The sequence below is a fragment of the Micrococcus sp. 63XJN7_8_ISO-PGPR-S23-253 genome (assembly GCF_056173425.1).
Genome location: NZ_CM149673.1, coordinates 2,248,718 through 2,261,295, shown reverse-complemented (window position 1 = coordinate 2,261,295; position 12,578 = coordinate 2,248,718). Strand labels below are relative to the sequence as shown.

8 protein-coding genes and 1 pseudogene are annotated in these 12,578 nt (G+C 68.3%); 3 read left to right on the top strand and 6 right to left on the bottom strand.

Annotation, left to right across the window (positions count from 1 at the left end):
• Positions 1 to 170: 170 nt before the first annotated feature.
• From AC0VX4_RS10385 to AC0VX4_RS10360, 6 genes are all read right to left on the bottom strand, one after another.
• A complete protein-coding gene (locus tag AC0VX4_RS10385) occupies positions 171 to 731 on the bottom strand; it encodes a hypothetical protein (protein WP_060775692.1) in 561 nt (186 codons plus the stop codon).
• Positions 732 to 823: 92 nt separating this feature from the next.
• The gene (locus AC0VX4_RS10380; RefSeq protein ID WP_270618460.1) at positions 824 to 1,696 is read right to left on the bottom strand and encodes a TniQ family protein; all 873 of its coding nucleotides are present in this window, start codon (positions 1,694 to 1,696) and stop codon (positions 824 to 826) included.
• Positions 1,696 to 3,180, bottom strand: coding sequence for a TniQ family protein (locus AC0VX4_RS10375; RefSeq protein ID WP_060775733.1), 1,485 nt, complete (start codon positions 3,178 to 3,180; stop codon positions 1,696 to 1,698). Before AC0VX4_RS10375 ends, AC0VX4_RS10380 begins: the two co-directional genes overlap by 1 nt.
• Positions 3,177 to 4,250 carry a TniB family NTP-binding protein gene (locus AC0VX4_RS10370; RefSeq protein WP_060775732.1) on the bottom strand — a complete coding sequence of 358 codons (1,074 nt, stop codon included), beginning with the start codon at positions 4,248 to 4,250 and terminating at the stop codon, positions 3,177 to 3,179. Before AC0VX4_RS10370 ends, AC0VX4_RS10375 begins: the two co-directional genes overlap by 4 nt.
• Complete coding sequence (locus AC0VX4_RS10365) at positions 4,250 to 6,451, bottom strand: Mu transposase C-terminal domain-containing protein (RefSeq protein ID WP_081091332.1); 2,202 nt, start codon at positions 6,449 to 6,451, stop codon at positions 4,250 to 4,252. Before AC0VX4_RS10365 ends, AC0VX4_RS10370 begins: the two co-directional genes overlap by 1 nt.
• Positions 6,436 to 7,008 (bottom strand): TnsA-like heteromeric transposase endonuclease subunit, encoded by a 573-nt coding sequence (locus AC0VX4_RS10360; RefSeq protein WP_230955784.1) that lies wholly within the window; start codon positions 7,006 to 7,008, stop codon positions 6,436 to 6,438. Before AC0VX4_RS10360 ends, AC0VX4_RS10365 begins: the two co-directional genes overlap by 16 nt.
• 1,255 nt (positions 7,009 to 8,263) lie before the next feature.
• On the opposite strand from AC0VX4_RS10360, the pseudogene AC0VX4_RS10355 reads away from it, so the two are divergent.
• From AC0VX4_RS10355 to AC0VX4_RS10345, 3 genes and pseudogenes are all read left to right on the top strand, one after another.
• Positions 8,264 to 9,432: pseudogene (locus tag AC0VX4_RS10355) on the top strand (IS3 family transposase).
• Positions 9,433 to 9,683: 251 nt separating this feature from the next.
• Positions 9,684 to 11,336 carry an ABC-F family ATP-binding cassette domain-containing protein gene (locus tag AC0VX4_RS10350; protein ID WP_135019341.1) on the top strand — a complete coding sequence of 551 codons (1,653 nt, stop codon included), beginning with the start codon at positions 9,684 to 9,686 and terminating at the stop codon, positions 11,334 to 11,336.
• Positions 11,333 to 12,565: an MFS transporter gene (locus tag AC0VX4_RS10345; protein ID WP_240009023.1), complete on the top strand. Its 1,233-nt coding sequence runs from the start codon at positions 11,333 to 11,335 to the stop codon at positions 12,563 to 12,565. The genes AC0VX4_RS10350 and AC0VX4_RS10345 overlap by 4 nt, the downstream gene beginning before the upstream one ends.
• The last annotated feature ends 13 nt before the right edge of the window (positions 12,566 to 12,578 follow it).

Genomic DNA, 12,578 nt, shown 5'->3' with positions numbered 1-12,578 from the left:
ATGCGTCCTGCGGAGGGCGAGCCAGGTAAGGGGATGTGTTGCCCAGGAGTCTGTGCAGGGCCTGTTGTGTGTGTGCACAGACGACGAGGAGAACGCTCCGTCTGACGAAGTCCGCGTTGCGGACGTTGCTTCCACATTGGTAACCCCGCCTATCGTCTAGGTTTCGTTTCTCACGAGCCGCTGCCGGGACCTTCGAGGCTTGGGATGGTGGTGGCTCCTCGAACCGTTCTCAGGCTGCGGGGGGCGATGCTGAATGTCACCAGCCCCCGCGCAGCCAGGTAGTGGATGAGCCGGTTCTGCTGGGTGCGGGACCAGTGGAAGTTCTCGGCGAGCTCCGACCACAGCGGTCCTTCACCGTGCTGGGCCCAGAAGTTGTCCACCCACTGGAGGATCTCTGTCTCTTGTTCAGGGGTGATGAAAGGGTCCCGGCCGGTACGGGATTCCAGTGCCTTGATCGAGTAGATGATCTGCTCGAGCTGCCCCCAAAGCAGCTTCAACACTGCTTCCTCGGTCGGTAGCTTGCCCTTCTTGAGCAACCGGCCTGCATAGAAGCCGAGGACGGACTTCTTTGGGTAGAGCGAGACGAGCGGAATCAGGCCCTCGACCAGCTCCGGATTCGGGGAGACGTTCAATGTCTTGAGCCACTGCCTCGCTCGCTTACGATCCGCCGTCTGGTCATGGGTGGTGTCTGAGGGGATGATTGCCGGTTCAGCAGGGGGCTGGTGGGTCATATCGCACTCCATTTCGTGGTGGATGTTGTGGTGGTCGTGTGGAGAGATGGATCAGTGAGGGGATCACTCGAAGAGATGGCGTGGGGTCTGTGTCATGGGGGAGCAAAGATCGTCCGGTCCCTTCGGACGTAAGCGGCGGCACGGATGTCTGCGGGGCGTGGAGCTGGCCGCGCCCGGCCCGACAAGGTCGAGATCTCAGCCGGGACTCCCTCTGAGTACTCAGGCTGGACCGCTGTGGTGGGTGCAGACAGACCCATTGCCGCCGAGGTGAGTGCTTGGAGCTGTCTGAGGTAGGTGGTGCCCTCGAGAGCGATGGCAGCCACCTCGACCTCAGCGCCGCGGAGGGCGCGCTCGACGCGTCGTTGCTGTTGCAATACCGGCGGGGGCGCGGAGAGCGGGGAGATCCAGCTCAGGTCGAAGGGGCACCGTTTGCCCTGTCCTTGGGGGCGGGGGTTGCCGCAGCGTGCTCCGGGGCCGGCGGGCCGGAGCGCGCCGTGATGTGTCGTACGCAGGGGCTTCTGGCAGCCGGGGCAGTCGGTCGCGAGGAGACGATCGTGGTCTAGGCACGCGGTGACCCAGGCCAGACGCCACGTGATCTTCCAGACTCCGGTCTCGGCCAGGCACCAGGGGCAGGCCTGGGAGCGGTTGAGCAGCACCCATCCGTGGGCTACCACGGACCGGGTTCCGTGACGGTTCTGGCTGTCGATGAACGGGATGACCGGGTATCGCGTCAACAGGCAGTCCTGCAGGAGTCCCCGGTCGGTGCCGGTCCAGGAGGCCAGCACGTCCAGGATCGGGGGCGGTGGGGCGATGTTCGTGAAGCGCAGGGGCGCCCGGGCTTCGGTGGTCAGCTGTCGAACGAAGCCGCTGGTGGTGACCCCGTTGGCAGTGGCCACGCGTTCGAGATAGGAGTCCAGAGCTTCCTCGGGGGCGGGTCTGGGGCGGATGGGCAGCAGCGTCGACATCAGGCGCTCCTCTGATGGGCGGAAGCAAAAGTGGGAAAGGAGCTGCCGGCCGCGGAGGCGATCGCGGCCCAATCCTCACCGCGGACATGGGTGTCGAAGGCCTCGAGCAGTCGCAGACGAGCTTCGGGGTCGAGGTCGGCGTGGAAGCGGTCCACGGACTCGAGGGAGAGATCGGGAGCGGGGCCGGAGTCCGGCAGGCCGCGGGCGTACTCCACCCATGCCCATGCCGGGACGAGGGTGCGGGCCGGCCAGAACGGGTGCCGGGGCAGATGTACGGCGGGGATGCGGGGCAGGGAGGGGACAGCCAGGAGGGTCCCGCGTCGGTAGGCGTAATCGACGAGCCCGTCGTCCACGAGAGCCTGCGCGCGGGCGAGCAGCCGGTCGCACTCGCCCGGGGTCAGGGTGCCCCGGGTGCGGACCCGGGTGAGCAGGTCGTGCTGGTTCACGACGGCCGGGATGCCGTGCGCGACGAACACGGCGCTGCCGGTGGCGTCCTCGCCCAGTGCCTCCAGGAGCAGGGTGTGCAGGGCGAGGGCTTCGAACGCCTGGTCTTCCAGGTCACGGAGCCGCGACCAGCGGGTTGACCGCCAGGGATCGACCACGGTGGGGATGTGCTGGGGCCGCAGACCGGTGGCTGCGCAGAGGTCCGTGAGCTGGCGCAGAAGGGCGCGTCGCCGGGCCCGGGCCAGGGCCAGGGCGGTCGGGCTTTCGGGCTGGAACGGTGCTGGGGCGACGACGGAGCTCGAGGGCAGCGAGTCCTGGTGCTGCAGCTGCTGCAGGTGCGCTCGGGCGCGGGATTCGTTCAGCAGCGCGGGGTCCAGCGTGGCCAGCTGCTTCATCACGATGCCTGGTTCGCCGGGCGGATGGGTTCCCCGCTGATTCCCTGCTGGCCTGGAAGTGCCCCCGAGGGGCGGTCGGGGCAGGACGTCGCCGTCAGGCTCGTGGGCATCACCGGCGGCACAGATGCGGCGCAAGACCGACAGGTGGGACCTGGAGGCCTTCGACCTCTGCAGGGCCCTCGTCGTCAGCTCGTCCAGGCGTCGGAGACGGGCCAGCTCCTCTGTGGTGGCGGCGCGGGTCGGCGTGAAGGTCCGCTCGTGGGTCAAGAGGGTGTGGCAGCGCAGGCAGACCGGGGCCAGGGCCAGGCGCCAGCGCAGTGCCCGGTAGCCGGTCAAGGGGGTGCAGCTTGGGCAGAGCCAGACGTCGTGCCGGTGCAGGGCCCATCCGCGGCGGTGGTGGAGGCCGCGTCCGCGGAGGATCAAGGGCCAGCCGGCCATGGTCATCCTCCTGATCTGGCCGGCGTCCAACCCGGTGCTCCGGTGCACCGCGTCCGTCAGGCCCGGAGGCAGATCGGCGTCGGCATAGCGGGGCGGCAGGGCCAGGGGAGGGGTCAGGCCGGTGGCGTTGAACCGGCGCACGTATCCGCTCAGAGACTCGCCGACGATCGGGGCGAGAGCGGACGGTGGATGCTCTTGGTTGGTCACCTCTTGGCCTTGCGGTTCTGCTCCCGGCGGGAGGTCAGGGTGGCTTCGCGGGCCAGGTCCGCTTCGGCGGCTTCGGCCCGCGCGGACAGGCGCACGCCCTGCAAGTGCTCACTGACCAGCGTGGTGTCGCCCTGGTCAAAAGCGTCGAGTAGGGCTGTGGTGATCAGCTGGTGAGTGTCCCCGAGGTGGCCCTGGGTACGGGCCCATATCTGTCCTGCCAGTTCTCGGGTGAGGGTTCCCTCGGTCGCCGAGTCCAGGTAGGGCATGAACTTCTTCTCGGCCCCGGCCAGCAGTTGCTGCCATGCCACGCGCTCGGTGGTGTCCTGCTGGACGGTGTAGGGCTGCAGAGCGAAGGCGCGCAACCGGGCGGCCACCTGGGGGTCCTGGTAGACGGGGCCGCCTTCCATGTTGGCGCCGACGAGCACGAGCGTGCCGTCGCGTTCGCCCATCATCGTGTTCAGGAACTTCACGTAGTCGAGGACGTCGCGGGCGCGTGCCTGTTTGGCTCGGAGCATGTGGGCATCGTCGAGGATGAGCAGCTTGACTCCGTGCCGGGCGACGGCGTGGACCAGCAGGGTGGTGTCCTTCGTGGTGCGCCCCATGATCGGGTAGCCAAGGTAGCTGAGGATCGCGGCATTGACATCGGGGACCTCGGAGGCAGCGCGCAGGGTGATGTAGACCTGGGGGATCCAGTGTGAGGGGGAGCCGCCACTGTCGGTGCGGGAGGGGAGCTTGTCGACAGGCTGGTCGTGCATCATGCGCTGATAGCGGTCTTGCGCGTAAAACTTGATGAACGTGGACTTGCCCACCCCGTTGGGCGCGGACAGACCGATGATGGTCTTGGCCCCGGACCGGGCGTACTCGTTGCGCTGCAGGACCCGGTCCATGCCGCGCCGGATAGCCGCTGTGCGGTCGCAGTCGAGGGTGGAGGCGCACATCCACCGATGCATCCGCGTCCAGTACTCGTCCTGGTCTTGGGTGGAGAGCGTGGAGAACTCTCGCAGCAGCACGGGTTCAGGCGGGGCGGGTGCCGGGGTCAGGGCCTGGGTGTGCCAGAGCAGGGCGTCCATCAGATCTCCTGGGCATAGTCGGGCCAGGGTTCGAAGAGCCCGGCGAGCCCGTTGGTGGCGGTACGGTCCGGCATCGCATCCGGCGCGACGAGACGGAGGTGCCGTCCGCCGTGTTCAAGGTCGGTGGGGGCCTCCGGGGTGGTGAGGCGGTGGGCGAGGGCGGCTTCGTCGTGGTCGCGTCGGGCTTGGTCGAAGCGCATGCGGGAGGCGGCCATCGTGGTGGTCCACGTCTCGTCGGCTCGGGTGTGGGCCAGGTGCCCGATCTCTTCGATGAGCTGGCGGTCGATGAGCGCTCCGGTCAGAGCCTTGGGCCCGCCGCGGGCCCGGATGCGCCGGCGGGCCTCGTCTCGGACGACGTCGGTCAGGGGTGCGTGCAAGAGGTGACGGTTGCGCCAGGGGATCTCGTGGATGCGGTCAGTGTCCGGGTGGCGGAACCAGAGCCGGGTGGCGTCCCTGGGGTCGTAGTGGAACGGGACCTTGGTGTCCTCGTCGCGGAACCGACCGGGGATCTTGCTTCGGAACTCATCCAGGACGGCCGCGTCGTAGGTCATGTTCTTGTACTCGACGCCGGCATGGCCGGGGGTGAGCCACCGGGTGGGCAGGAACTGGTAGATCAGATCCGGGTGCTGGGGGACGTGGATCCGGCCGGTGGTGGCCAGGATCCAGTCGAACATCTCCAGCGGGGAGATATTCACCTCGGGTGCCCCGGGCAGGGTCAGTCCGGTGTGGGGGCGGCGGTGGTAGTCCAGGGCGATGAACTGCCGCAGCTGCCGCTCGAGGTCGGCTGCGGTGAGCAGGGGTGCCTCGGCCACGACGCCGGTCCAGCTGCCACGTTCGGAGACGTTCCGGCCCTTGTAGCCGGGCAGCTGCTGGTAGAAGCGCTGCAGGGTCTCGTGGAAGCGTTCGATGTGCGGATTGTCCGTAGGGCGGGTGCCGCGAGAGTGGCTCAACGTGATCGACCAGTGCAGGGCGAGCCGGCGCAGCTGTTCGCTGCGGAAGATCGATCCGTTGTCCATGCGCAGGTGGGTGGGCGTCATCGCGGGGATCGCATGTTCACCCAACCCACTGGCGGGGTCATTGGCCAGTGGGGAAGCCTGCTCGGGCAGTTGGAGCGAGGTCGGGACCCCGCACCATCGCCAGTCACTGGCGCCGTCCGGATCGATGAGCATCGACTGCGGCCGCATCGCGTCGTAGAGCAGCAGGGCGACCTCGGTGGCGCTGACCGACTTGGGGAACACCCGGACGGCGACGATGACTCGTGCCGGGACGCTCATGATGGTGGCGATCTCCACGCTCATGGGCTTGCCGGTGAACTCGTCGTAGACGAGGTTGTCGGCGCGGGTGACGTCCGTGGCGCAGTGGCCCAGGTGGTGGAGGGCGGCACTGGCAGTGGAGGAGATCTTCCGGTGCCGGCGCGAGCGGTGCGCCCGGGTGGTCTTGCCCAGCTGCGCGAACCGGTGACTGAGGTAGTCGCTGACCAGCCGCTGGGGCAGGTGGGCGTCGGTGATGCCCTCCGCATGCATGCGGACCTGGATGCGCCGGTGGATCTCCTGCCGGTTGGTCGCGGAAGCGGACCCGTCGAACCGGGCGAACTCCTGCTCCGCGATCTTTAAGAACCTCGGGTCCAGGGCGCCGAAGCCTTGGGCGCTGCGCAGGGCGCGTCCGTCCACCAGGCCACGCAGCCCGGAAGCCTGCCACCGCCTTACCCAATGGTGCACGGCACGGGGCGTGACGCCGGGACTGTCGAGCTCACCGTCCTGGACCCGGCGCATCAACTCCCGGTCCGCGGACTTCTCGAAGCTGACCAGCCGAGCCATCGCCTCGCACTGAGCGCTCACACTGGCCTGGGAGAACGGGCCGAACGGTACGACCGGCTCATGGGGCTGCGCGAGCGAGGCCAGCCCGCTGCGGAACCCAGTGAGAATCTCCAGGACGCACTCCATCTTGAAAATGGCGTCCTGCTGCACCTTCTCCGGCAGCTGGTCCCACCACGGGTGCAGGGCAGCATCCACGGCCTGAGCCTGCCCGTCGATCGTGGGCCGGATGATCAGGTCGGTCCAGGGGACGAGCTTGGCCGGTTCGTTGATCGTCTCCAGCTCCACGCCCAGTGCCCACATCGATTTCACCCGGGCCGGGCCGGCGTCGGTGAGGACGCGGTCGCCGATGTTCAAGTCCACGGAGAAGTTCATCTCGGCTCCCATCGCACCGGCGTGCTGGTTTTCAGGGGCCGGGTGAGATCCAGCTGCAGACGTCCGTCCCACGCCCAGTGCCACATCGCTGAGATCAGCTCCCCGGAACCGTCATCGGCGCCGAGCAAGGTCCCGATGGTGGCGGAATTGGTGCAGGCGAGCCTCTCGAGCGTGTCCCGGAGGTCCGCATACCAGGGCATCGAGTGCCGGTAGCTGGAGAGCCAGCGCAGGTTGATGGCGTGTACTTCGGGCAGGCCGCCGAAGAGCTCGTAAGTCCACCCGTTGTGCTCGCACACCGCGCGGGTGCACCGCGCGGCCTCCCAGAACTTGGGGTCCCGCCGGCCTTCCGGGCGGACGTCCCAGACCGTGACGGCCCCCTCGTGAGTGAGAGTCAGCAGGTCAGGGGTGTGCCGCCGGGTCCCCCCGCTTTGTCTGGCCCACGTCACGGTCAGCGGCTGCCCGACCAGCCTGTCCTGGGCGGGATCTCGGTCCAGGACGAGGACGAGCTCCTGCTCCAGCCCGGACTCCACTGCGACGACGTCCGTGTTCGTGGCGCTGAATGTCTGCACGGGAACGTGTCGGCTCAGCGCGTGTGACCGCGGGGTCCGCACTGACATGATGGCGCCAAGGTCGGGCAGGGGGTCGGTGGGGTGGCAGAGGACAGGGCCCTCCGGAGTGGAGAACTCCAGATGGCTCCAGGGTGTGGCTGGTCCTCCGCCGGGGTCACCCATAAGCTGGGACACGGCGGTTCCTTCGATTCAGTTCGCGTTGTATCAGGGCCGCTACTTGGAGGGCGTGGCGGTTGCAGCCGTCGCGCCCTCCCGCGCATCTGTGATCAGAGTCAGCTCACGCGGGCGGCCTACGCAGACGGTAACCTGCACGAGCGCGAGGCGCAACAGGATAGGTCTCATGACGCTCTGTCGCCCGGGGCTGAACCCGGGTCAGCATTAGAGCTACATCTCTCGACCCGTCTGCCGACCATGTAGATCTCATCATTTCGCGCCCATCGACGAAGGTGGCCCATGTGTATGGTTAGACACCCGAGGAGCCGCCAAATTTCCCCTCGCCTTTGGGGGCTTCCGCAGATTTTTCATGAGTCATAACATGATTCTGGGTGTGGGGGTCCCTCCTCCGCGAATGAAGCCAGGTTGAAGAGGACGTGGAAGATATGTCTCATGGAAGTGGTAGTGCGGGCGGGGCGAGGATCCCCTCGATCGTCCGGACTCTCGCTCGGGTGAAACGGGGCAGCTGGGCTGAGGTCGACGACGCGTTGGTCCGCGGGTTGCAGCCCGCTGATCAGATGCGGTGTCTGCATCCGGACTGCACGAACATGTGCACATGGCCAACCGACTCCAGCGCTGGCCGGCCGCAGACCTTCTGCAGTCGCAACTGTCGTCAGAACTTCGAGCGCACGCGAATGCGCTTGCGGGATGAGATTGGTGTGCTCACCGAGTTGTGTCACCGAGGAGGCGCCCCGGTGGAGACGCGTCGGGCCATCGAGGTCGGTATAGCCCAACGTTCGTGGATGTTGCGTCGCTACCCCGACCTCAATCCAGAGCAGCGGCTAGGACCGGCACCTGACACGTCAGCAACGCGGTCGGGGCAGCGCTGAGTAGCGACGATGAGAAAGACGCGGTGAACATGAATGCATCCGGTCTGGTGGCCGACATGGGGGCATCCAAGGCGGTCCGGGCATGTGGGCTCTGCGGTGCCCAGGGAAAGATGAGCCGCACGCACGTGCCGCCGAGGGCGGCTGGGACTGCTGAAGGTTCGGTTGACACCTGATCTGTGGGGACATGAGGTCCCCGCTGGAAGGATGTCGACATGCCTGCAGCACACCCCAAGGAGTTCCGTGACGACGTGGTCGCGGTCGCCCGTCGTGGCGAGGCCCCGATCGCTCAGCTCGCCAAGGACTTCGGGATCTCCGAGTCCTGCCTACGCAACTGGCTCCATCAGGCCGATGTCGAGGACGGCCACCGTCCCGGCGTGACCAAGACCGAGAACGAGGAGCTGCGCGAGGCGCGGAAGAAGATCCGCTTGCTGGAGCAGGAGAACGAGGTCCTGCGCCGCGCCGCGGCGTACCTGTCGCAGGCGAACTTGAGGCTGGGTCAGAGCCCAAAATGACCTACCCGCTGGTCCGTGACCTTGCCGTCGACGGGATCCCCGTGACGGTGACCTGCCGGGTGCTGAAGTTCTCGACCCAGGCGTTCTATGCCTGGTGCGCCGACCCGGTCAGCGAGCGGGACCTGGTCGACGCCTACGCGATGAACGCCGCGTTCGAGGTCCACCGTGACGACCCTGGGTTCGGGTACCGGTTCATCGCCGACGAGCTCGCCGCGGCCGGGCACGAGATCTCGGAGCGGCGGGTATGGAAGATCTGCTCCCAAGCACAGATCGTCTCCGCCCACGCCCGCACTCGTGGCCGGTGGAAGAAGCCGGGCCCGCCCGTGCACGACGACCTCGTCGAGCGGGACTTCACCGCGACAGGCCCGAACCGGTTGTGGCTGACCGACATCACCGAGCACGCCACCGCCGAGGGGAAGCTGTACCTGTGCGCGGTCAAGGACGTGTGGTCGCGCCGGATCGTCGGCTACTCGATCGACGACCGGATGCCGGCCGCCCTCGCGGTTGACGCCCTCGAGATGGCCGTCGCCCGCCGCGGCCCGGGCGAGGTCACCGGCTGCGTGGTGCACGCCGATAGGGGCAGCCAGTTCCGTGCTCGGCCCTACGTCACCGCCTTGCACCGGGCCGGACTGGTCGGGTCGATGGGACGGGTGGCCTCCAGCGCGGACAACGCCGCGATGGAGTCCTTCTTCGCCCTCCTGCAGAAGAACGTCCTGAACAGCCGCCGGTGGAGCAGCCGCGCTGAGCTGCGGCTGGCGATCGTCACCTGGATCGAACGGACCTACCACCGCCGACGCCGGCAGCGCGCCCTTGGAAAGACGACACCGGTCGAGTTTGAGACCATCTACTGGCCGACGAAAGCGGCCTGAACCACCACACCCGAAGTGTCAACCGAACCTTCAGCAGTCCCATAGCTCGACATACAGGTCTGTGGCGATCCGGGACTCCTCTGCCGCGTTTGATATCGTCGAGTCCATGTACAGAGGCATCGCGTCGATGAAGCTCCGCTCCGCCCGCTGACGGCGGCGGACCACTCCTGACGAAACCCGCTCGCCGTCCTGGCACCCTGCCGGGCGGCTTTCTCGTGCTGCCCGGCTCCATGACGAGCTGAGAGACCACGATGACCCTGACCCCTCTGAACACCCCTGCCCTGCCTGCAGGCAGCGCCGCCCACATCCGAGCCGAGAGCATCACCCTCACCCTGGGCGATCGAACCGTGCTGAACGACGTGGACGTCACGGTCTCCGCCGGATCCCGGCTGGCCGTCGTCGGTGAGAACGGCCGCGGCAAGACCACGCTGCTGCATGTGCTCGCCGGCACCCTGATGCCGGACTCCGGCACCGTGACCCGCGCAGGGACGGTCGCCCTCGTCGAACAGGACCTCGACGTGGACGACGACCGCACGGTCGGTGACCTCGTCCACGACTCCATCGGCGAGTCCCTCCGTGTCCTGGACCGCCTCGAGGAGGCCACCCTCGCCATGGCAGAGGGCAGGCCTGGAGCCGATGACGCCTACGCCCGAGCGCTGGAGACGGCCACCGCCCTCGACGCCTGGGACGCCGAGCGGCGCATCGACCTCGCGTTGCACGGCCTGTCCGCCTGCACGGATCGGGCTTGTCCGCTGCGGGCACTGTCCGTCGGACAGCGGTACCGCGTCCGGCTGGCCGTCGTCCTGGGCTCTGCGGTGGACCTGCTCTTGCTGGACGAGCCCACCAACCATCTCGACGCCGGGGCCCTGGAGTACCTGACACGGGCACTGAGGGAGCACGCTGGGGGGTTCGCCGTGGTCACCCATGACCGCGCACTGATGAAGGACGTCGCCGACGTCTTCCTCGACCTGGATCCCACTCGTGACGGTCGCCCCCGGCAGTACACCGGAGGCTATGAGGCCTGGGAGAAGGGGCGGCGTGCCGAGCGGGCCGCCTGGGAACAGGAGCATGAGCAGCAGCTGGCCGAACACGCCGCCCTCACCAGCGCGGCCGAGGCCGCCCGCGGACGTCTCCAGGACCGGTGGCGTCCGGACAAGGGGACGGGCAAGCACCAGCGGGCCACTCGCGCCGGCGGCGTGGTCCAAACCTTCAACCGCAGGATGCGGGATCTGGCGGCGCACGAGATCACCGTGCCGGACCCGCCCCGGTCCCTGACGTGGCCGGCCTCGACGACCAGGGCAGGCCGGCCACTGCTCAGTGCGGAGGGGGTCGGCCTGGCCGGCCGCCTCCACGGGCCGGCCTCCGTCGAGCTCCACGGCGGGGATCGCCTGCTGCTCACCGGCCCGAACGGCGCCGGCAAGTCCACGTTGCTCCAGGTCCTCGCCGGCATCCTCGAGCCCACTGCCGGCCGCATCCTGCGGCACACGGGCGCGAAGATCGCGCTGCTCGCCCAGGAAGTGCCCGCATGGAACCCGCGACACACGGCGCGGCAGGCGTTCGAGGCGCACCTGCACCGCAACGGTCTGATGGCGAGGAACAACGGTGTGCCGTCACTCGGGTCATTGGGCCTGCTAGAACCGCGGAGCCTGGACACGCCCGTTGGGCGGATGTCTCAGGGGCAGCAGCGAAGGCTCCACCTGGCGCTGTGCCTGGCTGAACAGCCGGACCTGTTGATGCTCGACGAGCCGACCAACCACCTCTCCGCCGCGCTGGTGGACGAGCTCACGGACGCCATCCGGGAGACCCGGGCGGCCGTGGTGGTGGCCACTCACGACCGCCAGATGCTCCGAGACCTGACCGACTGGCCGCGTCTCGAGCTGAGCACCGAGGGGGTGAGCCGTTGACCTCGATCACCGCACTGGCACCTCTGTCCTCTCCCCGGTATCGGCCGCTGTTCCTGGCGATGGTGCTGGCCATCTTCGGCCAGGGTGCCTGGAACCTGTACCTGGCCATGCAAGTGCTGGAGCTCGGAGCTGATCCGCCGACGCTGGCCGGCGTCGTCATGTGGAGCGGTGTCGGCCTGCTGGCTGCCTCACTGCCGGCCGGCGTCGTCGCCGATCGCCTGTCGAAGAAGGGGATCCTGGTGGCCGTCCTGGTCGTCAATGCGGTGGCGGCCGGTGTCGTCTCCGGCCTCGCCACGATGGGGGCCGTTCAGTACTGGCTCCTGGGATTGTCAGCACTGATCGTCGGGGCATCGACGGCGTTCTTCTTCCCGGCCTACACGGCGTTGGTGCCGCTGCTCGTCGAGGAAGAGCAGCTGATGGCCGTGAACGGCCTCGAGGGGGCGACGCGGCCCGTCGTCGGTCAGGCCCTGGCACCAGCCCTGACCGGGGCGGTCATCGGTGCGACGACACCTCCTGCGGGCGGGCTGCTCATTGCCCTTTCGCTCGCGGCCGGCGCGGTGCTGGCCGCCCGCCTGCCTGCGGTGGGCCCTCCAGATACGAATGCGGCGCCTCAGCACCCGTTCCGGGACCTGGCCGAGGGATTCACGTACGTCCTCCGGACGCGCTGGGTGAGGAGCAGCGTCCTGTTCGCCGCCGTCATGGGCCTGGTGACGACCGGCGTCCTCGAGGTGCTGCTGCCGGTGCTGCTGCGCGACGGCCACGAGAACGGTGCCGCGGTCTACGGGGCGGTGCTGGCGGCGCTGGGCGTCGGCGGGCTGGTCGGCTCGCTGCTTGCTGGCGGCATGGAGGCGCCGCGGCGGTTCCTGCCCGTAATGGTGGGAGTCTGGGCTCTGGCCTGTGTCCCGCTGGCCCTGCCTGCTTGGACGCTGAACCCCTGGATCATCGGGGCCGGTCTGATGCTCTACGGGGCCGGCATCGGAGTGGGCATGGTGATCTGGGGGACCGTCCTCCAGGCGCACGTGCCCTTGGACATGCTCGGACGGGTGGCGAGCCTGGACTTCTTCGTTTCGATCGCGTTCATGCCGCTGTCCGTCGGGCTCGTGGGGGCGGTCTCCGCCGCCGTCGCCCCAGGAGCACTGTTCGTGGCCGCGGGGATGGTCCCGCTGGCCTTGGCCGGCGTCCTGGCACTGGCCGGGCAACTGCGTTCCGACGAGCCCCACGCGGCGTGACTCGTGCCTCGCG